19 protein-coding genes are annotated in these 19,742 nt (G+C 70.0%); 11 read left to right on the top strand and 8 right to left on the bottom strand.

From position 1 onward, the window contains the following. Positions 1–16: 16 nt before the first annotated feature. Both MRBLWH11_RS05320 and MRBLWH11_RS05315 read left to right on the top strand, forming a co-directional pair. On the top strand, positions 17–1,003 hold the full coding sequence (locus tag MRBLWH11_RS05320; protein ID WP_341947009.1) for a hypothetical protein: 987 nt from the start codon (positions 17–19) through the stop codon (positions 1,001–1,003). Next, entirely contained in the window at positions 1,000–2,121 is a 1,122-nt protein-coding gene (locus MRBLWH11_RS05315; RefSeq protein WP_341947008.1) for a hypothetical protein, read from the top strand. Before MRBLWH11_RS05320 ends, MRBLWH11_RS05315 begins: the two co-directional genes overlap by 4 nt. A 261-nt stretch (positions 2,122–2,382) precedes the next feature. Here the strand turns inward: MRBLWH11_RS05315 and MRBLWH11_RS05310 are convergent, their stop codons facing one another. Together MRBLWH11_RS05310 and MRBLWH11_RS05305 are read right to left on the bottom strand one after the other, a co-directional pair. Further along, on the bottom strand, positions 2,383–2,775 hold the full coding sequence (locus MRBLWH11_RS05310) for a DUF779 domain-containing protein (RefSeq protein WP_116633380.1): 393 nt from the start codon (positions 2,773–2,775) through the stop codon (positions 2,383–2,385). Positions 2,776–2,857: 82 nt separating this feature from the next. Further along, on the bottom strand, positions 2,858–4,408 hold the full coding sequence (locus MRBLWH11_RS05305) for an aldehyde dehydrogenase family protein (RefSeq protein WP_341947007.1): 1,551 nt from the start codon (positions 4,406–4,408) through the stop codon (positions 2,858–2,860). A 191-nt stretch (positions 4,409–4,599) separates the two neighbouring features. Between MRBLWH11_RS05305 and MRBLWH11_RS05300 the strand changes: the two genes are divergently transcribed. Then, positions 4,600–5,466: an alpha/beta hydrolase gene (locus MRBLWH11_RS05300; protein ID WP_341947006.1), complete on the top strand. Its 867-nt coding sequence runs from the start codon at positions 4,600–4,602 to the stop codon at positions 5,464–5,466. A gap of 22 nt (positions 5,467–5,488) precedes the next feature. On the opposite strand, the gene MRBLWH11_RS05295 is transcribed toward MRBLWH11_RS05300, so the two are convergent. Next, a complete protein-coding gene (locus MRBLWH11_RS05295; RefSeq protein WP_341947005.1) occupies positions 5,489–6,820 on the bottom strand; it encodes a GAF domain-containing protein in 1,332 nt (443 codons plus the stop codon). Positions 6,821–6,992: 172 nt separating this feature from the next. On the opposite strand from MRBLWH11_RS05295, the gene MRBLWH11_RS05290 reads away from it, so the two are divergent. The 4 genes from MRBLWH11_RS05290 to treZ are packed head-to-tail and all read left to right on the top strand — an operon-like array spanning position 6,993 to position 13,624. Continuing rightward, positions 6,993–7,295 (top strand): hypothetical protein, encoded by a 303-nt coding sequence (locus MRBLWH11_RS05290; RefSeq protein ID WP_341947004.1) that lies wholly within the window; start codon positions 6,993–6,995, stop codon positions 7,293–7,295. Further along, positions 7,292–9,502 carry a glycogen debranching protein GlgX gene (gene glgX / locus MRBLWH11_RS05285; RefSeq protein WP_116633375.1) on the top strand — a complete coding sequence of 737 codons (2,211 nt, stop codon included), beginning with the start codon at positions 7,292–7,294 and terminating at the stop codon, positions 9,500–9,502. The genes MRBLWH11_RS05290 and glgX overlap by 4 nt, the downstream gene beginning before the upstream one ends. Further along, entirely contained in the window at positions 9,499–11,847 is a 2,349-nt protein-coding gene (treY, locus tag MRBLWH11_RS05280) for a malto-oligosyltrehalose synthase (RefSeq protein WP_341947003.1), read from the top strand. Before glgX ends, treY begins: the two co-directional genes overlap by 4 nt. A gap of 13 nt (positions 11,848–11,860) precedes the next feature. Next, positions 11,861–13,624: a malto-oligosyltrehalose trehalohydrolase gene (treZ, locus tag MRBLWH11_RS05275; RefSeq protein WP_341947002.1), complete on the top strand. Its 1,764-nt coding sequence runs from the start codon at positions 11,861–11,863 to the stop codon at positions 13,622–13,624. Here treZ and MRBLWH11_RS05270 read toward each other — a convergent pair. Further along, positions 13,621–14,019 (bottom strand): hypothetical protein, encoded by a 399-nt coding sequence (locus MRBLWH11_RS05270; protein WP_341947001.1) that lies wholly within the window; start codon positions 14,017–14,019, stop codon positions 13,621–13,623. The genes treZ and MRBLWH11_RS05270 overlap by 4 nt on opposite strands. A 143-nt stretch (positions 14,020–14,162) precedes the next feature. On the opposite strand from MRBLWH11_RS05270, the gene MRBLWH11_RS05265 reads away from it, so the two are divergent. Continuing rightward, complete coding sequence (locus tag MRBLWH11_RS05265) at positions 14,163–14,732, top strand: hypothetical protein (RefSeq protein ID WP_341947000.1); 570 nt, start codon at positions 14,163–14,165, stop codon at positions 14,730–14,732. On the opposite strand, the gene MRBLWH11_RS05260 is transcribed toward MRBLWH11_RS05265, so the two are convergent. The 3 genes from MRBLWH11_RS05260 to MRBLWH11_RS05250 form a co-directional block, all read right to left on the bottom strand. Beyond that, a complete protein-coding gene (locus MRBLWH11_RS05260) occupies positions 14,669–15,436 on the bottom strand; it encodes a class I SAM-dependent methyltransferase (protein WP_341946999.1) in 768 nt (255 codons plus the stop codon). The genes MRBLWH11_RS05265 and MRBLWH11_RS05260 overlap by 64 nt on opposite strands. A 28-nt stretch (positions 15,437–15,464) precedes the next feature. Further along, positions 15,465–16,058, bottom strand: coding sequence for a short chain dehydrogenase (locus MRBLWH11_RS05255; protein WP_341946998.1), 594 nt, complete (start codon positions 16,056–16,058; stop codon positions 15,465–15,467). A gap of 83 nt (positions 16,059–16,141) precedes the next feature. Beyond that, positions 16,142–16,585: a DUF6069 family protein gene (locus tag MRBLWH11_RS05250; protein ID WP_341946997.1), complete on the bottom strand. Its 444-nt coding sequence runs from the start codon at positions 16,583–16,585 to the stop codon at positions 16,142–16,144. A 108-nt stretch (positions 16,586–16,693) separates the two neighbouring features. Here MRBLWH11_RS05250 and MRBLWH11_RS05245 point away from each other — a divergent pair, with 108 nt between their 5' ends. From MRBLWH11_RS05245 to MRBLWH11_RS05235, 3 genes are read left to right on the top strand one after another with little or no spacing between them, the layout of a single operon-like run. After that, a complete protein-coding gene (locus MRBLWH11_RS05245) occupies positions 16,694–17,305 on the top strand; it encodes a TetR/AcrR family transcriptional regulator (protein ID WP_116633368.1) in 612 nt (203 codons plus the stop codon). Further along, on the top strand, positions 17,302–17,658 hold the full coding sequence (locus MRBLWH11_RS05240) for a MerR family transcriptional regulator (RefSeq protein WP_341946996.1): 357 nt from the start codon (positions 17,302–17,304) through the stop codon (positions 17,656–17,658). The genes MRBLWH11_RS05245 and MRBLWH11_RS05240 overlap by 4 nt, the downstream gene beginning before the upstream one ends. 35 nt (positions 17,659–17,693) lie before the next feature. Beyond that, a complete protein-coding gene (locus MRBLWH11_RS05235) occupies positions 17,694–18,689 on the top strand; it encodes a zinc-binding dehydrogenase (RefSeq protein WP_341946995.1) in 996 nt (331 codons plus the stop codon). 63 nt (positions 18,690–18,752) lie between these two features. Here the strand turns inward: MRBLWH11_RS05235 and MRBLWH11_RS05230 are convergent, their stop codons facing one another. Then, positions 18,753–19,733 (bottom strand): ester cyclase, encoded by a 981-nt coding sequence (locus tag MRBLWH11_RS05230; protein WP_341946994.1) that lies wholly within the window; start codon positions 19,731–19,733, stop codon positions 18,753–18,755. Positions 19,734–19,742: the final 9 nt, after the last annotated feature.

The following is a 19,742-nucleotide window of genomic DNA, read 5'->3' as shown; positions in this document are numbered from 1 at the left end:
CCGGTACCGTGGTCGCATGGAGTGGATCGCAGACACGAGCATCGGAGCATGGCTCCGCGAGCGCCTCGACGACGCCCACTCGACCATGCACGGCGTCGTCCCGCACGGCTTCCCCGCGTATGCCCGGGTCTTCCATCCCGCGATCGTGCGGTCGCTGCCGGATCGCCCCGTGCCGTCGACCGTCGAGTGGGAGGGCCTCCCGGATGCCGAGCGGCAGCGTCTCGTCGAGCGGTTCGTCGATGCACCGGCGACGTGGGCCGAGACCGCCGCGGCCTTCGGCACGACCATGCATCCCTTCGCGCAGTGGCGGCGGATCGTCCGCACCCCCGATGGCGAGGACTGGCGCGCCCGCATCTCCCCCGACGGCCGCGAGTTCAGCGCACCGATCGAGGGCGGGCTCGGCGCCGAGATGCTGGCCGCGATCGCCGGGCACCTCGTCGCTCGCACGAGCACGCCGGATGCGGGATTCGCCGCGCTCTGGGAGGGCTACGGCGGTCTGCTCGGCTTCTTCGGAGAGACGCCGTCGCAGACGTTCCTCCCCTTCACCGACGATCCGAACCACCAGGCGATGCTGAACCGCAGCACGCGGGATCCGTTCAACAACGTCTTCCGCAAGCCCACCTGGCAGGACGGCATCCTCTCGCGCGAGGTCTCCGAGGGACCGCGTCTCTCGCTGCCCGACCGCGACCATGTGCTGTTCTCCGCGCCGCCGCGCCTGTTCGCCGACTCGGGGTGGGTGCGGGAGGTGCCGTGGCGCGACCCGTCGACAGGCCCAGGGACCGCGGGCGAAGGGGACGGCTTCCCGCTCTCTGCCCTGAGCCCCAGCATCCTCTGGCCGGAGGACCGCGCGTGGGTGATGGTGTCCGAGATCGACTTCGACTCGACGATCGTGGCGGGTCCGGATGCCCTGATCCGCGAGATCTGCGCCGACGACCGTCTCGAGGCGGCGCAGATCCCCGAGGGCACCGACCTGACCTGGGACGCCGACCGGGTGAACCGATGACGTCGCCGCAGCCCCCGATCACGTTCGACGCCCGACCGCTCACCGATCCGGTCGATGCCGCAGCCGTCCGGGCGTTCACCGCCGAGCTGCGGGCGCGGCAGTCGACGACCGCCTCGACGTCGACCATCATCGGCATCGTGGCCGCGTCGGTCGCCGGCGTCGTGGTGCTGCCGATCTTCGTGACGGTCATCCTCAGCCTGGCGTCCGCGAGCGGGTCGCCCGGGATCGCGGCGGTCCCCCTGGTGCTCATCGGCCTGGTGCTGATCGCGGTCGTCCTGATGATCTGGCTCGGCGTGCGGAACGGGCAGGCGACGCGGTACCGACTGAGCCGCTTCGCCCAGGCGAACGGCATGTCGTACGAGGCGAGGATCGCCGATCCCCCGCTGCCCGGCATGATCTTCAGCCTCGGCCGCTCCCGTCAGTCGACCGATCTCGTCCGCGGCACGCACCCCCGTTTCGTCGAGTTCGGCAACTACCAGTACACGGTGCAGTCGGGGAAGAACTCGACGACCTATCGCTGGGGATACGTGGCCGTGAAGCTCGACGTGCCGCTGCCGAACATCGTGCTCGACGCGAACGGCAACAACAGCTTCGGATCGAACCTGCCCGCGTCGTTCCAGAAGGAGCAGCGCCTCTCGCTCGAGGGCGACTTCGACCGCTATTTCACGCTGTACTGCCCCACGGGGTACGAGCGCGACGCGCTCTATCTGTTCACGCCCGACATCATGGCGAGGTTCATCGACAACGCCGCCCAGCTCGATGTCGAGATCGTGGACGACTGGCTGTTCCTCTACACGCAGCGCAAGGTGTCCACGCTCGACCCCGCCACCTGGGCGTGGTTGTTCGGTGCGGTCGGCGCGCTGCTGACGAAGTTCGATCAGTGGGCGCGATGGCGTGACGAGCGCCTGCTCGCCGAGAGCGCGGGTCCCGCAGCGACGGCATCCGTCCCTGCTCCGGCGATGAGCGCGCCGCTGCCGTTCGCCCCGCCGGTCGGCCTTCTCACACCTCCGCCGGGCGTCGCGCCGCAGGGGCGCCGGCTGAAGCGCAGCACGACATGGCTGCCGATCGTGGTCGTGATCGGGTTCGCCCTCTTCTGGTTCTGGAGCCGGCTGAACTGAGGCGGCCGGACGCACCGGAGACACGGAGGGGGAGTGTGGGGGTGGGTGTCGGCTGGGGACCGAACTCCCACCCCATCCCCCCTCGGGATCGAAAGAAGATCGACTCTCCCTCCGCATGACGGCTTGCGCCGTCCGCGCCCGCGGTCAGCTGGGGACTGACGCTGCTCGGCGCATACGTGAATGGTATACCGGCGGAGGTTGCAACCGGTTGCGTCCATGCACCCGCATGCGGTCTGCGGATCACGCGTGTCTCTTCCGGCATCAAGGGGTGAGGCCGAAGTACTCCAGCTCCGCCTCGTTCAGCATGCGCGATCGGATGAGGAACCGCATGCCCGTGGGCCCCTCGACGCTGAAGCCGGCACCGCGTCCGGGCACCACATCGATCGTCAGGTGCGTGTACTTCCAGTACTCGAACTGCGACCCCGACATGAACACCTCGACCGGGCCCTCGAGTCCGACGTCGAGGGCACCGAGGAGGACGTCGCCCGGTCCCGTGATGAACATGCCGACGGGGTAGCACATGGGCGACGAGCCGTCGCAGCATCCGCCGGACTGATGGAACATCAGCGGACCGTGCTGCGCGCTGAGCTCGCGCACGAGGGATGCCGCGGCATCCGTCACGTCCACCCGCTGGTACGTGCCGATGGTGACCATGTCCGTGCCTTTCGAGGTCGGTCGTTGAGCGAGCGGAGCGAGACGAAACGCCCCGCTCGCTCAGCGACCCATCGGATCGAGCTCAGAAGAAGCCCATCGGGCCTTCCGCGTACGAGACGAGGAGGTTCTTCGTCTGCTGGTAGTGGTCGAGCATCATCTTGTGGTTCTCGCGTCCCACGCCCGACTGCTTGTATCCGCCGAACGCGGCGTGCGCCGGGTACTGGTGGTAGGTGTTCGTCCAGACGCGGCCCGCCTCGATCGCGCGGCCTGCGCGATAGGCGGTGTCGCCGCTGCGACTCCAGACACCGGCGCCCAGACCGTAGAGGGTGTCGTTGGCGATCGAGATCGCATCGTCGAAGTCGTCGAACGAGGTGACCGACAGCACGGGCCCGAAGATCTCCTCCTGGAAGATGCGCATGTCGTTCGTGCCCTCGAACACGGTCGGCGCGACGTAGTAGCCCTCGCTGAGATCGCCGCCGAGATCGACCCGCTCGCCGCCGGTGAGCAGACGCGCGCCGCCCTGCTTCCCGATGTCGATGTAGCTGAGGATCTTCTCCAGCTGGTCGTTCGACGCCTGCGCGCCGATCATCGTCGCCGGGTCGAGCGGGTTGCCCTGCACGACCTTCTTCACCCGCTCCAGGCCGTCGGAGAGGAAGCCGTCGTAGATCGACCGCTGGATGAGCGCGCGCGACGGGCAGGTGCAGACCTCGCCCTGGTTCAGCGCGAACATCGTGAACCCCTCGAGCGCCTTGTCGTAGAAGGGGTCGGCGGTCGAGCGCGCGACGTCTTCGAAGAAGACGTTCGGGCTCTTGCCTCCGAGTTCGAGCGTCACCGGGATGAGGTTCTGCGAGGCGTACTGCATGATCAGGCGGCCGGTGGTGGTCTCGCCGGTGAAGGCGACCTTGCGGATGCGCTTGTGCTGCGCGAGCGGGGCGCCCGCCTCGATCCCGAACCCGTTGACGATGTTCACGACGCCGGCCGGAAGCAGGTCGCCGATGATGTCGAAGAGGAAGAGGAGGGATGCCGGAGTCTGCTCGGCCGGCTTGATGACGACGCAGTTGCCCGCAGCGAGCGCGGGTGCGAGCTTCCACACGGCCATGAGGATCGGGAAGTTCCAGGGGATGATCTGGCCGACCACGCCGAGTGGCTCGTGGAAGTGGTACGCCACGGTGTTCTCGTCGAGCTGGCTGATGCCCCCCTCCTGCGCCCGCAGCACTCCGGCGAAGTAGCGGAAGTGATCGACCGCGAGCGGGATGTCGGCGGCGAGGGTCTCGCGCACCGGCTTGCCGTTCTCCCAGGTCTCGGCGACGGCGATCTCCTCGAGGTGCTGCTCGATGCGGTCGGCGATCCTGTTCAGGATCACGGAGCGCTCGGCCGGGCTGGTCTTGCCCCAGCTCGCGAACGCCTTCCAGGCGACGTCGACCGCGCGGTCGATGTCCTCGCTCGTGCCCCGGCCGACCTCGGTGAAGGGCTTGCCGTCGACCGGGCTGACGTTCTCGAAGTACTGGCCCTTGACGGGATCGACGAACTCGCCGCCGATGTAGTGGCCGTAGCGGGCACGGTAGTTCGCGAGGGCGCCCGGTCGTCCCGGGGCCGCGTAGGCGGTGGACACGTCTTCTTCGACGATGGTCATCGTGACTCCTTCGACGGGCCGCGCTTCGGTGCGGCGGCTGTTGTCACGAAGCTACGTCGCAGGACGTTGCACCCCGGTGCGCAACGTTGCAGGGGGTTGCAGTGCCCTCCGACTCCGGCAGGGGCCCTGGTGCGCCGCTGCTCCGACGACATAGCATCCTGGGAGATCGCCCGCGATGGAGGAGGCCCTCAATGACGCAGCACACGCTCGAGCTCCCGGATGTCGACCTGGTCTACGACGTCCACGGCCCTCTCCCGGCGACAGACGCTCATCCCCCGCTGCTGATGATCGGCCAGCCCATGGACGCGAGCGGCTTCCGCGACCAGGTGAGGCTGTTCGAGGACCGGACGGTCATCACCTACGATCCTCGTGGTCTGGGCCGGAGCATCCGCAAGGACGGCGGGGTGACGAACGAGCCGGAGACCCAGGCGGAGGATCTCCACGCGCTCATCGAGGCGCTCGGCGCCGGCCCCGTGGACCTGTTCGCGAGCAGCGGTGGGGCGGTGACCGCCCTCGCGCTCGTCACGGCGTACCCGCACGATGTCGTGACCCTGGTCGCCCACGAACCGCCGATCGACAGCGTGCTGCCGGATGCCGAAGCCGTCCAGCGAGCGCGCGCGGCGTACACGCAGGTGTATCAGGACAAGGGCTGGGGCGCCGGGATGGCCGCGTTCATCGCGATGACCTCGTGGGAGGGCGAGGTCACGGACGAGTACTTCGCGCAGCCGGCGCCGGACCCGGCGGCGTTCGGGATGCCGACCGAGGACGACGGCACCAGGGAGGATCCGCTGCTGTCGAAGCGATCCTGGGCGGTGTGCCTCTACGAGCCGGACATCGAGGCGCTGAAGGCGTCGCCGACCAGGGTCGTCATCGCGGTGGGCGAGGAGTCGAAGAAGGTGTACACCGGCCGCACTGCGATCGCGTTGGCGGAGCAGCTCGGCCAGGAGGCGACGGTCTTCCCGAGCCACCACGGCGGCTTCCTGGGCGGCGAGTTCGGCTACGCCGGTCAGCCCGAGGCCTTCGCCGACAGGCTCCGCGAAGTGCTCGACCAGGGCTGAGACCGCGAGGCCCCGACGACGGTCAGCCGCGGTCGAGCCGCTCGATCCGGGCGACCAGCGCTGCGCGCTTCGGCGAGCGCGCCGGGAGCATCTCGAGCGCGAGCCGCAGCGCCTCGGCGTCGCCCTGCCCTTCGGGGATCTCGGCGTAGGCCAGCAGCACGTCGAGGCTGGCCTCCGAGAGCATGACCTCGCGGAGCGCGCCGCGAACGGACTCGCGGAACTCCTCCACGCCGGGCGACGTCGACTCGGGGAGCACGGGACCGCGATACGCGGTGAGCGCGACCCGGTGCGCGCCGCGGTCGAGCAGCGAGAGCACGTCGTGCGCGTCGGTCTCGAGCGCCACCGGCAGTCGATACGGCCGCGACTCCGGCACCAGATCGGGGGCCGTGCGCTCGAGCACCTTGCGCAGGCGCACCATCTCGGGTCGCAGGGTGTCAGGAGAGACGCCGGGGCCGTACACGAGCTCGCAGAGCCGCTCGGCGGAGAGGCCCTGGCGGTGCACGGCGAGCATGAGCAGGATGGCCGCGTGCCGGGCGCTGAGCTCGATCATCGACTCGTCGTGCTCGGATTCGGTCTCCAGCCGTGCGCGATCCCTGCCCAGCACGTGCAGCGTCGCCCTGGCGGTCTTCAGCGTGCGGGCTCTCACCGGCGTCGGACGCTGCCGGGCGGTCTCGCTGCGCTCCCGGAGGCGAGTGACCATCAGCTCGGATTCGACGGCGCGCGCCGTGGCGTCGACGAGCAGGCGCGCCTGCGGGGACACGACCTCGGGGCCGCCCGTGATGTCGATCACGCCGAGCACGCGCTGCGTCTCGGGGTCGCGCACCGGAGCGGCCGTGCACGACCACGGATGCACGAGGCGGTTGTAGTGCTCGGCTCCGCGGATCTGCACCGACTGCCCGAGCGCGAGCGCGGTTCCGGGGGCGCTCGTGCCGACGGCATCCTCCGACCAGTTCGCTCCCGCCACGAACCCCATGTCGTCGGTGAGCGACCGCAGCTGCCGGTCGCCCTCGATCCAGAGCAGCCGTCCCGCCTTGTCGCCGATCGCGATGATGACGCCCGAGTCCTCCTCGGTGTCCGGCAGCAGCAGGGCGCGGATCATGTCCATCGCCGAGGCGAGCGGATGCGCGAGTCGATAGTCCTCGAGCTCCTCGGTGTGCAGGTCGAGAGGCGGCGGGCCTTCCGGCCCCACCCTCCCCCGCCAGGATCTCTCCCAGGACTCCCGCACGAGGGGGCGCACCTCCTGCAGCCGCCGATCGTCGAGGTTCCCCGCCAGCATCTCCTCGTGAGCGCGCTCGATGAGCAGTCGCGATGCGTGGGGCAGCGCATCGCGCGAGACCTGCCACGGTGCAGACACAGCGTTCTCCGATCGTCGAAGATGGTGCGTTTTCCTCAGTGTAGGAGCCGGATGCCGCGGGCGAAACCGGTATATCGGTGTGTCCGTAGCGGGTTCCCGGCCTCCTGGCAATGCCGTTCTCAGAATCGTCGAGCCCTTCTACCGTGAGGATCATCCCGAGTCAGGAGGTCTCATGTCTGTCAGAACCCCCGTCCCCTCCGGCTCCGAAGTGCGCGCCGCGCACGAGCCGGTCCCGTCGAAGGAGCAGCAGCGTCCGGCGACGCCCACGGCCGAGCTGTTCGACTTCGACCGTTACGTCGTGAGCCAGGACGGCCCCATCGGCTACGTCGAGGTCGTCTCCCCCGTCTTCGTCTGCTACCTGGGCCACCCCTATGCGCTGGCAGAGGAGATCGCGCAGGTTCTCGACTTCGACCGCGCGGTGCAGATCGTCGCAGAGCGGGCCGCCACGTCGCGGCGGCCTAAGCTCGCCCCATGAGTCACGAGATCTGGCCTGGATCGGCATACCCCCTCGGAGCGACCTTCGACGGACAGGGAACGAACTTCGCGCTGTTCAGCGAGGGCGCGGAGAAGGTGGAGCTGTGCCTCTTCGACGACGACGGCGGCGAGCAGCGTGTGACGCTCACCGAGGTCGACGCCTTCGTCTGGCACGGCTACCTCCCCTCGGTGCAGCCGGGGCAGCTCTACGGGTACCGGGTGCACGGTCCCTTCGCTCCCGCCGAGGGCAAGCGCTTCAACCCGAACAAGCTCCTCCTCGACCCGTACGCCAAGGCCGTCTCCGGCCGGATCGAATGGGGACAGGCCCCCTTCGGATACGACTTCGGCGACCCCGATTCCCGGAATGACGACGACTCGGCGGCATCCATGGTGAAGGGCGTCGTCATCAACCCGTTCTTCGAGTGGGCCGGCGACCGCCTGCCGAAGACGCCCTACGCGCAGACCGTCATCTACGAGGCGCACGTCAAGGGGCTGACCGTCCGGCACCCCGACGTGCCGGAGGAGCTTCGCGGCACCTACGCCGGCATCGCGCACCCCGCGGTCATCGAGCACCTCGGCCGCCTCGGCGTGACCGCGCTCGAGCTCATGCCGGTGCATCAGTTCGTCGACGACTCGGTCCTCGAGGACAAGGGGCTGTCGAACTACTGGGGCTACAACACGCTCGGCTTCTTCGCACCGCACAGCGGCTACTCGTCCAGCGGCGAGCACGGGCAGCAGGTGCAGGAGTTCCGCGCCATGGTCCGCGCCCTGCACGCCGCCGGGATCGAGGTCATCCTCGACGTCGTCTACAACCACACGGCCGAGGGCAACCACCTGGGTCCGACCCTCTCGATGCGCGGCATCGACAACGAGGCGTACTACCGCCTCGAGAAGGACAAGCGCTATTACACGGACTACACGGGCACGGGGAACAGCCTCAACGCGGGCAGCCCGCACGCACTGCAGCTCCTGATGGACTCGCTCCGCTACTGGGTGACGGAGATGCACGTCGACGGCTTCCGCTTCGACCTCGCCTCGACCCTGGCGCGCGAGTTCTACGACGTGGACCGCCTGTCGACGTTCTTCGAGCTCGTGCAGCAGGATCCGGTGGTCTCGCAGGTCAAGCTCATCGCGGAGCCGTGGGATGTCGGCCCCGGCGGATACCAGGTCGGCAACTTCCCGCCCCAGTGGACGGAGTGGAACGGCAAGTACCGCGACACCGTCCGGGACTTCTGGCGCGGAGAGCCGCAGGCTCTCGGCGAGTTCGCGTCGCGCCTGACCGGTTCGGCCGACCTCTACGAGCACTCGGGGCGCCGCCCGGTCGCATCGATCAACTTCGTCACCGCGCACGACGGCTTCACCCTGCGCGACCTCGTCTCGTACAACGAGAAGCACAACGAGGCCAACGGCGAGAGCAACAACGACGGCGAGAGCCACAACCGCTCCGACAACATGGGCGTCGAGGGTCCGACGGACGACGAGGCCGTGAACCGTCGACGGGCCCGCCAGCAGCGCAACTTCCTCGCCACGCTGCTGCTGTCCCAGGGCGTGCCGATGATCTCGCACGGCGACGAGCTCGGACGCACCCAGCGGGGCAACAACAACGGCTACGCCCAGGACAACGAGACGACCTGGATCGACTGGGAGTCGGCCGATCTTCCTCTCGTCGAGTTCACGGCCGCCGTCGCCCGCCTCCGCCGCCGGCATCCGACGTTCCGGCGCAGCCGGTTCTTCAACGGCCGTCCGGTGGAACTCGACGACGAGCGCATCGCCGACGTGGTCTGGCTGCGTCCCGACGGCAGCCCGATGGCGCCCGCCGACTGGGACTCCGGTTTCGGCCGCCTGGTGGGCATGTTCCTCAACGGCCAGGGCATCCGCGAGAAGGATCTGCGCGGCCGGGCGGTCACCGACGTCAACTTCATCGTCTACTTCAACAGCGGCGACGAGCCCGTCGACATCGTGCTCCCGGACGAGCGCCACGGCGAGCACTGGCACGTGGCCGTCGACACGGCCGGCGAGATGGCCGACGGATCGGACCATGCGGCCGGCACGCAGCTGACGATCGAGGCGAAGGCGCTCCTCGTGCTGCAGGAGGTCGACGGTCCGGAGCCGTCGACGGACGACTCGGTGGACGCGTCCCTCCGGATGCAGAACGATCAGGCGGACGGCGTGGCACCCGCGCCGAGAGCGGAGCAGGCGACCTCATGACACAGCGGCCCCTCTCGACGTATCGACTGCAGATCAGTGATCGGTTCCCGCTCGACGATGCGGCCGCCGTCACCGAGTACCTCGCCGATCTCGGCGCGGGCTGGGCCTATCTGTCGCCGCTCCTCGCCGCGGTGCCGGGCTCGAACCACGGGTACGACGTCGTCGACCACTCCCGCGTCGACCCCGGTCGCGGCGGAGCCGAGGGGCTGGAGCGCTTCGCTGCCGCCGCCCGCGCCGCAGGGCTCGGCATCCTGGTCGACATCGTGCCGAACCACGTCGGCGTCGCGAAGCCGCGGCTGAACAGCTGGTGGTGGGATGTGCTGCGACTCGGACGCGCATCGCGGCACGCGGTCGCGTTCGACATCGACTGGCCTGCTGGAGGCGGGAGGCTGCTCCTGCCGATCCTGGGCGCCGCGCCCGACGAAGTCGTCGCGAACGGCGAGCTCGTGGTCGACGCCTCCCCCGCCGACGACGCACCGGACGGCACCCTGACGTACTACGACCACGTGCTGCCGCTGGCCCCGGGGTCGGGAGAGCACGCCGACGACCTCCCCGCGCTCCTCGCCGCCCAGCACTACGAGCTGCGGTTCTGGCAGGACCAGAACACCGCGCTCAACTACCGGCGCTTCTTCGCGGTGGTCGAGCTCGCCGGCATCCGGGTGGAGCTGCCCGACGTGTTCGCGGAGTCCCACCGGGAGATCGTGCGGTGGGTGCGCGACGGCCTCGCCGACGGCATCCGCGTGGATCACCCCGACGGACTGGCGGATCCGGGTCGCTACCTCGAGCAGCTGGCGGATGCCACGGGCGGGGTGTACACGCTGGTCGAGAAGATCCTCGAGCCGGGCGAGCCCCTGCCGTCCTGGTGGCGCACCGACGGGACCACCGGGTACGACGCGCTCGCGGAGCTCGACCGGGTGCTCGTCGACCGCGACGGGGTCGAGGCGCTCGATCGGCTCGATGCACGCCTCCGCGCGGAGACCGGGTTGCCCGAGGCGCAGCCGTGGCCGGACCTCATCCACACCACCAAGCGGATGATCGCCGACGAGCTGCTCGCTTCGGAGGTGCATCGCCTCGTCCGCACGCTCCCGCGCGGCGTCGTGCACGCGGAGGATGCTCTCGCCGAGCTGCTCGCCTGCTTCCCGGTCTACCGCTCGTACCTGCCCGACGGCATCGCGCACCTGCAGCATGCGTTCGCGGAGGCCCGACGGCGGCGCCCGGATCTCGCGGAGGCGTTCGACGAGCTGGAGCCGCTGCTCGCGGATCCGTCACTGGAGGTCGCGCAGCGCTTCCCGCAGACGAGTGGGGCGGTCATGGCGAAGGGCGTGGAGGATACGGCCTTCTACCGGTGCACGCGTCTGGGGACGCTGACCGAGGTCGGTGCCGATCCGTCGATCACCGCGCTGTCGGTCGATGACTTCCACGAGGCGCAGGCGGCTCGTCTGGCCGCGTGGCCGCATTCGATGACGACGCTCTCGACGCACGACACGAAGCGCTCGGAGGATGTGCGGGCCAGGCTCACGGTGCTGTCCGAGATCCCCGAGCGCTGGGCCGAGGTGCTCGACGAGCTCCGAGCAGTCGCCGGCACCGGGCATGGTCCGCTCGACGCCCTGATCTGGCAGGCCGCCGTCGGCGCCTGGCCGCTCTCGTCCGAGCGGCTCCTGGAGTACGCCACGAAGGCCGCGCGCGAGGCGTCGGAGTCGACCGCATGGCAGCATCCGGATGCCGCCTTCGAGGAAGGTCTCGCTGTGATCGCGCGGTCGGTCGAGGGCGGCGCCCGCGGCATCCTCGATCGCTTCGTCGCCGAGATCACGGATGCCGGGCGCTCGAACTCGCTGTCCGCCAAGCTGCTGCAGCTCACCGGCCCCGGGGTCCCCGACGTCTATCAGGGCAGCGAGCTGTGGGACCTGTCGCTCGTCGACCCGGACAACCGCCGCCCGGTCGACTTCGCCGCTCGGGCACGACTGCTGAAGGAGGTCGACGCCGACGCGGCGCGCGGCATCCTTCCTCCGGTCGACGACTCGGGCAGGGCGAAGCTGCTCGTCACGTCGCGCGCCCTGCGCCTGCGTCGCGACAACCCCGAGCTCTTCCGCGTCTATCGCTCCGCGGTGATCGAGGGCGCGGCCGCCGAGCACGGCGTCGCCGTCCATCGCGGAGGTGTGACCGCGGTGGCGACGCGCCTCCCGGTCGGGCTGGCCCGGCGCGGCGGCTGGGGCGACACCGTCCTGATGCGCGCCGACGTCCCGGGGACGGACGTGCTGACCGGGCGACGGATCGAGCGGGGACCCGTACGTCTCGCAGACCTCCTGGCGACGTACCCGGTGGCGTTGATCGAGGACGCCCGGTGATCGGACTCGCACGGTGATCGAGGTCTGGGCTCCGCGCGCACGACGGATGCGGGTGCGGCTGCTCGACGGCGACGGCGCGACGATCGAGGAGCGGGAGCTGGATGCCCGGGCGGAGGGCTGGTGGGGCATCGATCTCGCTCTCGCCGACGGCGACCGGTACGGCTTCCTGATCGACGACGGCGAGCAGCTGCGCCCCGATCCGCGTTCGCGACGGCAGCCCGAGGGGGTGCACGGCCCGTCAGCGGCATTCGACCCGGCGGACTTCGCCTGGACGGATCACGCGTGGACCGGTCGGCAGCTCGCGGGCGGACTGATCTACGAGCTGCATCTCGGCACCTTCACGCCGGAGGGCACGCTCGACGCGGCGGTCGGACGCCTCGGTCACCTCGTCGACCTCGGCGTGACGCACGTGGAGCTGCTGCCGGTCAACGCCTTCAACGGCGTCTGGAACTGGGGCTACGACGGCGTGCTCTGGTACGCGGTGCACGAGGGGTACGGCGGTCCGCGGGCGTACCAGCGGTTCGTGGATGCGGCGCATGCGTGCGGACTCGCGGTGATCCAGGACGTGGTCTACAACCATCTGGGCCCGAGCGGGAACTACCTGCCCGAGTTCGGTCCGTATCTCCGGTCGGGCGACAACACCGGCTGGGGCGACTCGGTCGATCTCGACGAGCGGGCCGTGCGCGAGTACATCGTCGACAACGCGCTGATGTGGCTGCGCGACCTCCACGTCGACGGTCTCCGGCTGGATGCCGTGCACGCCCTGCACGACGAGCAGCCGGTGCACATCCTGCGCGAGCTCGCGGAGCGCGTCGACGCTCTCTCGGCGCTGCTCGATCGTCCGCTCAGCCTCATCGCGGAGTCGGATCTGAACGACCCGACCCTGATCCTTCCTCGAGAGGCCGGCGGCTACGGACTCACGGCCCAGTGGTCCGACGACTGGCATCACGCCGTGCACGTCGCCCTCACGGGAGAGACCGCCGGGTACTACGCCGACTTCGCCGCGGAGGATGCCGTCGCCAAGGTCTCGGAGGGTGGGTTCTTCCACGACGGCACCTTCTCGTCGTTCCGCGGGCGCCCGCACGGCTCGCCAATCCCGCGGGAGGTCCCGACCTGGCGTCTGGTCACCTTCGCGCAGGATCACGACCAGATCGGCAACCGCGCTGCGGGCGACCGCCTGTCGGCGACGCTCTCGGCCGAGCGGCTCGCGATCGCCGCGGTGCTCACCCTGACCGCGCCCGGCACGCCCATGCTGTTCATGGGCGAGGAATGGGGCGCCTCGACGCCCTGGCAGTTCTTCACCTCGCATCCCGAACCCGAGCTCGGCCGCGCCGTGTCGGAGGGGCGCAAGGCCGAGTTCGCGAAGATGGACTGGGACGCGGATGCCGTGCCCGACCCGCAGGACCCGGCGACGTTCGAGCGCTCGCACCTCGAGTGGCGCGAGCTCGCGGAACCCGCCCACGCGCGGCTGCTCGCCCTGTATCGGGAGCTCGCGGCGCTGCGGCGGGAGCGCCCGGAGCTGACCGATCCCGATGCGTCACGCACCGAAGTGTCCGTGGAGGAGTCCGACGGCTCCCCTGCGCATCGCGTGTACCGGATCGACCGCGGTGGGCTCGCGGTGCTGGTCAATCTCTCGAGCGGGTCGGCGGAGTTCGGACTCGCGGCGGATGCCGCGGTGCTGATCTCGACCGCACCGGTCGTGGCGGATGCCGGAACGCTGCTGCTGCCGCCGGACTCGGCCGCTGTCGTCGGGCCGACGCTGCGGCGCTCGACCTAGTTCCAGAAGACGGGAAGGAACGATGCGGCGAAGCCGATGACGGCCGCTCCGAGCATCACGAACGAGATCGTCATGCAGGCCCGCTCGAAGGGGGACCGGGCTTCGAGGCGCAGACGCTCGGGATCGCGGTCGGCGACGTAGCCGAACGGCTCCGCGGTGTCGGCGAGGTGGCGTGTCTCCGAGGGCGTCAGCGCTCTCGTGTACGTGCGGTCGCCCGCCGACCAGAGCGCCATCGGCCGATCCTCGAGGTCCTCGAGGATCGCGATCCTGATGCGGGTGTGGCCGCCTTGGATGCTGCGCGTCAGCAGAGCGATCAGGAGCAGCGGGAGGCCGACGATGAGGCCGACCCAGCCGATGACCTCACCCACCACGCCGATGCTGTCGATGATCTCCACGGTCAGCCCGACGGCGGGGTCTGCGGCGAAGTGATCACGGAGCCGAGCCTACCCGCGGTGACCCGATGACGGTTCGCAGGAAGGCCGCATGGGTTCCGTGTGGAGGCGTTCCCCGTGCGTCGTCCCGCACCTAAGACAGAGACATGACTCTCACCGAGATCCTCCCCACGATGCGATTGAGCATCCCGTCCCCGCTCGCCGTCGACTCCTGGCCCGTGCACACCCAGGCGACCGTCTCCGACGTCGTCGTCGCGGGCGTCTCGCTCATCAGGCTCGCCGAGGTCAGCGGCACCCCTGCCGTGCTCACCGGGGACCTTCCTCGTCCGGGGCGACCGCGCGAGCGCGCACTCACCGGCGGGACCGACGTGACCGTGCTGGTCTTCCGCATCACGCTGCGCGTGGACACCCAGGAGGACAAGAGGATCGCCCTGACCGACTGCAGGTTCGACGGCGTCACCGCGCAGTGGAGCGAATGCCGGCTCATCGGACGCGCCTCGTGCAGCAGGAGCGCGCGCATCGAGCTCATCCCCGGCGACGTCGGCGATGCGTCGTGGCCGCATCCGGTCGCGATGCTTCCGGGGGATCTGCGCGAAGGAGACCTCGTCGCCGTGCCCTGCCTCGGAGCGGCATCCCTCCACGACGTGCGCCCTCAGCTCCCGCGCGGAGGAATGGCGGCATCCGTCGGTCGGAGCACGATGAGCCACGAGGAGTAGTGCTCGACGACGCGCCCGCCCAGGTCGCGGGCGGCAGAAGCCGCGCGGTCGACCTCCTCTGCGGACCAGTTGCTGAAGGTGGCGAACAGCCGGCGCACCTGGTCGACGTCGAGCTCGACGTCCCACCGGAACCGTGAGATGTCGGCGACAGTGAACAGACCGGATGCCGTCAGGGATGCCGCGGTCGCCGCGGCATCCTCGGTGTCGGTTCCCGGGTCGTCCAGCGCCTGACGGTCGTGCACGATCCTGGTCACCTGTTCGCGGAACGGCGTCACCGGAGCGGCGGCATCCCCGAACACGGTGCGCCAGACGAGCAGGTGCCCTCCTGCGGCGAGCACCCTGTGCAGCTTCGGCAGGAGGATCCCGAGGTCCATCCAGTGGACGGCGGTGGCGACGACGACGAGGTCGAACGACTCCGGCGGGAGCTCCACGTCTTCGGCGCGATCGACGAGCACGGTGGCCTCGGGATGCCGCATCCGCAGCTGTTCGGCGAGCCGAGGACCGGGTTCGACCGCTGTCACCGAAAGCCCTGCCGCCAGAAGCGGACCGGTCGCCTGGCCCGTGCCGGCGCCGAGGTCGAGGGCGCGGCGCCCGGGCTGCAGAACGCCGAGGTCGCGGACGGCATCCCACAGTGCGGTCGGGTACGGCGGCCGAGCTGCCGCGTACACGTCGGCCAGCCCTTCGAAATGCCGGGGGTCACGCATGCCGAGAGCCTAGCCCCGGCATGCTTGCTCAGACGGCGAGGACCCGGCCGTTGATGACGCCCTCGACGGCGCGCACGTAGGCGGTACCCACCTCGTCGTCCGTCACGGGGCGGTGTCCGGGGAAGGCGGCGTGATAGCCGGGCGAGTTCGCGAGCACGTCGGGCGAGACGGCGTTGATGCGGATGCCGCGCGGCGCCTCGGCGGCCGCCGTGAGCACGAACGACTCGAGGGCCCCGTTCGCCATCGCGGCGGCTGCACCGGTGGCGAGGGGCTCGCGAGCCAGCACGCCGCTCGTCAGCGTGATCGACCCGCCGTCGCGCACGTGCGGAAGGGCCTGGGAGAGCACCTCGATCTGTGCGAGGGTCTTCTTGGTGAACGCGGCGAGATAGTCGTCTCGAGTGAGTTCGGTGAGCGGCTTGAAGCCGACGGAACCGACCGCGACCACCACGGCGTCGAGGTCGTCGAGTCCGGCGAAGAGCTCACGGACGGATGCCGGGTCGGTGACATCGACCGAGGGTTCGGAGTTCCGCGATGCCCGAATGACCTCATGCCCACGGCTCTCGAGAGTGGTCGCGACCACGCCGCCGATGCTGCCTGTCGCGCCGATCACCAATGTGCGCATGTCCGGGTTCCCCTCCGTCGAGCTCCCCGCGCGACGACCGCGCGCGGAATCTCCAACGTACCTCCCGAGGATGTGCGCACGGGTCAGACGGTGCGCGCCGGCATCCGCATCGCGAGCGCAGAGGCCGGCACTGCTACGGCGACGACGACCAGATGCATCAGCATCAGGGCGATCACGGCGGGCGTGGTCGTGCCGGGGATGAACCCGAAGGCGAGGAGCAGCACGTCGGGCACGAACGACAGCACCGTCAGGACCGGCACCAGGACTCGGAGCGTGCGTCGGGGGTCGCGGGCGCGGCGGTGGACGAGCACCCATCCCGCCCACCCGGCGGCGACACCGAGAGTCGTGAAGAGGGCGTAGGCGGGAAGGGTGAGTGGGCCGTAGGTCGATGGTGCGCCCGCAGCGATCGCGACGGCGGCGATGGCCGCGTTCACGGCGACAGCGACGATCACGGCGGTGATGAGGATGACGGCGGTACGGAGCCGAGGTCGCGATGCGACGCGCTCGGCGGTGGGTGATGCGGTCATGGCGTGCTCCTTGGTCGATGAAGATGGACCGAGGAGGTATTACGGTTCTCAACGGTCCCGTTATTGCATTACGGTACCAGCCGGTCCCGGAATGTACAATGGGTGCTCATGGACAGTGGCGAAGAGTCGAGGGCATCGGGTCGTCCGCGCGATCCCGAAGTCGAGCGCGGGATCCTCCTCGCCACGCAGGATCTGCTGGTCGAGAGCGGATATGCGGGAACGACGATCGCCGGCGTCGCTCAGCGGGCCCAGTGCGGCAAGTCGGCGATCTACCGACGGTGGAGCTCGAAGGTCGATCTCGTCGTGGCCGCCGTGCGCGCCCTGCACATCACGACCGAGACCCCCGACACCGGAACCCTGCGCGGGGATCTGATCGCCGCCGCGATGCACTTCGCCCGATCGGACGAGCGCTCGGGACACGTGCTCGCGAGCCTGCTGAGCGAGATCGGACGCGACCCGGAGCTGCGTGACGTGGCATACCGGACCATCGGCGAGCCTCCGGTGGCCGCACTGGTCGCCGTGATCGAGCGGTGGATCGAGCGCGGCACGGTTCCCGCCGACGTGCCGGTGGCGCTCGTCGCCGGCATCGTGCCCACCGCGGCCTTCGGCAGCGTGATGCTCCGTCAGCGCTCCCTCGAGGCCGAAGCGGTCGCGGAGCTCGTCGACTTCGTGCTGCTCCCCGCGCTCCGCGTGCCGGCCGCACGGGCGGTCGAGGAATGAGGATCTCCGAGGCCGCGTCGATCAGCGGCACCAGCCCGCGATCGCTGCGGTACTACGAGGACCAGGGCCTGATCGTGCCCGGTCGCACGGAGGGCGGATACCGCGACTACTGTGCAGGGACCGTGGATCGCGTGCTCACGATCCGCTCTTTGCTCGACTCCGGCCTGCCCGTGCGGCTCATCCGACGGGTGCTGCAGGAGACGCAGGGGCAGCACGTCACCGACGAGGAGCTGCTGCGCGACGTGCAGCGCTATCGCGATCGCCTCTCCACGCGCATCGCCGCGCTTCGGGAGCAGGAGGACGCTCTCGATGCCTACCTCGACGAGTTGGAGAGCCGGGTCGACGGGGGTTGACCTTGCCACTGGTGGCAGGCTCGTAGATTCTCGGCATGCGCGACACTCACACCGACATGCGTGCCCTCGTTCAGCAGACACTCGACGGTCCCGAGGACCTGATCCTCCTGCGGGTGCCCCGACCCCGACCCGCGCCGGGTGAGTATCTGATCCGGGTCGGCGCCGCGGGCGTGAACTTCGCCGACGTCTCGCAGACCCGTGGGATCTACGGCGGCGGTCCGCAGGCGCCGTATCGCGCGGGCTTCGAGGCGGTGGGGGAGATCGTCGAGATCGGCCCTCGCGTCGCGGACCCGCTGCCTCTCGGCACGCGCATCATCGGGAGCGGGCCGGGTGCTTTCGCCGAGTACGCGGCGGTGACGGCGGCGGAATCGATCAGGGTGCCCGCGGGCTGGAGCGACGCGCAGACCCTCGGCATGATCCTCAACTGGGCGACCGCGGCCGCCGCGTTGCGCACCGTGGGCGGTCTCGAACGGGGAGAGACGGTCCTCATCCACGCTGCGGCGGGTGGCGTCGGTCAGGCCGCGGTCCGTCTCGCCCGCCACCACGGTGCGCGCGTCGTGGCATCCGCGGCATCCGCGAAGCACGATGTGCTCCGAACGCTGGGAGCCGACGTGATCCTCGACAGCCGACGGCCCGATCTCGGGGAGACGGTGCTCCACGCGGTCGGACCCGTCGACCTCGTGCTCGAATCCGTCGGACAGGCGACTCTCGGCGTCAGCCTGGCGGTCGCGAAGCCCTTCACCGGACGAGTGGTGATCTTCGGCTCCGCCTCGGGCCCCGCCCTTGTGTCGACGCAGGAGCTGATCTTCGAGCATCACGCACAGCTGCGCGGCCTGCACATCGGCGCGCTGGCAGCCGCAGCGCGCGCCGCGTACCGCGATCTGCTCACGGAGCTCGACGATCTCATCGCGCAGGGCGTCTACACCCCCGGCTCCCCGCAGATGCACGCGCTCGACGAGGGCCCCGCGGTGCTCGCCCGACTCGAAGCCGGGTCGACGATCGGCAAGCACGGCCTCGATCCCTGGCGCTGACATGGCCTCCTCGGCGGCGGCCATGTCCCTCTTCTCTGGGATCGAGGGCGCCGGCGGCGAGCGTCAGTAGATGTTGGACGGCCCCACCGGCTCGTCGCCGCGCATGCTCGCGATCTGCGTGCGGAGCGCGACGTCGTCCCACAGCCGCACCTCCTTCACGATGGCGCCCTGATGCAGGGTGAACTGCGAGATGCCGAGCAGGTCGACGGGCTTTCCCGTGAGAGGCCCGTAGTTCGGCACGCCGGTGTAGTCGCCGACCAACTTCCATGTCACGGCGACGCGCGTGCCGGCGTAGCGGATGTCGTGATGCGCCTGCACGTCGCGCACCTCGAACGTCCCCGCGGGGAAGGACTCGAGCAGTGCGAGCAGGGCGCGGCGATATCCCTCCGGACGGATGATGTGCCGGTTCCCCACGGTGAGGAGAGTCAGGTCCCGGTGGAAGAACCGCTCGACGGCACGAAGGTCGCGGTCGTTCCACACGGTCCCGATCATCTCGAGCACGGTCTCGACGTCGGCACGGTGCTCGTCGGGTCGCACACCGGAGTCGCCCGCAGAGATCGGATCGACCGGCGCGGGGTCGGTCCAGCTCGCCACGTACCCCCGGAACGCGTGATCCCTCGCGACCTCGTCGGGGTCGAGTCCGTCCTGCAGCGCTTCGGCGAGGGTGTCGCGCACGACCCACTCCTCGACCATGCGACCGCGGCGGTAGAGGCAGTTGGCGATCGTGCGGCTCACGCGCGGCGAGAGCAGGTCGCCGACGACCACCAGGTGCGAGCTGAGGAAGGCATCGTCCCCGCGGGGCTCCCAGACGATGTCCTCGGTCTGGCTGACCCGGTCCGGCGACTCGGCGATGCGCATGAGCGTGCCCTCGAGCACCTCCTCGCGCGTCGTCGCCGTGCCGAACCCGCCGTGCACGATCGAGTCGGGCTCGTAGTTCTCACGGATGAAGCTGATCGAACGGTCGACCCAGATGAGGTCGGTCACCTCGCGGATGAAGTCGTCGGGGTCTTGGTAGGGCTGGTACGCGACGGGGTCGAGGGCCACGGGTCACTC

The organism is Microbacterium sp. LWH11-1.2, from assembly GCF_038397745.1.
Classification (GTDB): domain Bacteria; phylum Actinomycetota; class Actinomycetes; order Actinomycetales; family Microbacteriaceae; genus Microbacterium.
This window is presented reverse-complemented; position numbering and strand designations above follow the sequence as displayed.

Bases quoted from the DNA above. Each gene is read 5' to 3' on its own strand.
- MRBLWH11_RS05320 (WP_341947009.1), top strand. From the start codon at position 17: ATGGAGTGGATCGCAGACACGAGCATCGGAGCATGGCTCCGCGAGCGC.
- MRBLWH11_RS05315 (WP_341947008.1), top strand. From the start codon at position 1,000: ATGACGTCGCCGCAGCCCCCGATCACGTTCGACGCCCGACCGCTCACC.
- MRBLWH11_RS05310 (WP_116633380.1), bottom strand. From the start codon at position 2,775: ATGGTCACCATCGGCACGTACCAGCGGGTGGACGTGACGGATGCCGCG.
- MRBLWH11_RS05305 (WP_341947007.1), bottom strand. From the start codon at position 4,408: ATGACCATCGTCGAAGAAGACGTGTCCACCGCCTACGCGGCCCCGGGA.
- MRBLWH11_RS05300 (WP_341947006.1), top strand. From the start codon at position 4,600: ATGACGCAGCACACGCTCGAGCTCCCGGATGTCGACCTGGTCTACGAC.
- MRBLWH11_RS05290 (WP_341947004.1), top strand. From the start codon at position 6,993: ATGTCTGTCAGAACCCCCGTCCCCTCCGGCTCCGAAGTGCGCGCCGCG.
- glgX (WP_116633375.1), top strand. From the start codon at position 7,292: ATGAGTCACGAGATCTGGCCTGGATCGGCATACCCCCTCGGAGCGACC.
- treY (WP_341947003.1), top strand. From the start codon at position 9,499: ATGACACAGCGGCCCCTCTCGACGTATCGACTGCAGATCAGTGATCGG.
- MRBLWH11_RS05265 (WP_341947000.1), top strand. From the start codon at position 14,163: ATGACTCTCACCGAGATCCTCCCCACGATGCGATTGAGCATCCCGTCC.
- MRBLWH11_RS05260 (WP_341946999.1), bottom strand. From the start codon at position 15,436: ATGCGTGACCCCCGGCATTTCGAAGGGCTGGCCGACGTGTACGCGGCA.
- MRBLWH11_RS05255 (WP_341946998.1), bottom strand. From the start codon at position 16,058: ATGCGCACATTGGTGATCGGCGCGACAGGCAGCATCGGCGGCGTGGTC.
- MRBLWH11_RS05250 (WP_341946997.1), bottom strand. From the start codon at position 16,585: ATGACCGCATCACCCACCGCCGAGCGCGTCGCATCGCGACCTCGGCTC.
- MRBLWH11_RS05245 (WP_116633368.1), top strand. From the start codon at position 16,694: ATGGACAGTGGCGAAGAGTCGAGGGCATCGGGTCGTCCGCGCGATCCC.
- MRBLWH11_RS05240 (WP_341946996.1), top strand. From the start codon at position 17,302: ATGAGGATCTCCGAGGCCGCGTCGATCAGCGGCACCAGCCCGCGATCG.
- MRBLWH11_RS05235 (WP_341946995.1), top strand. From the start codon at position 17,694: ATGCGCGACACTCACACCGACATGCGTGCCCTCGTTCAGCAGACACTC.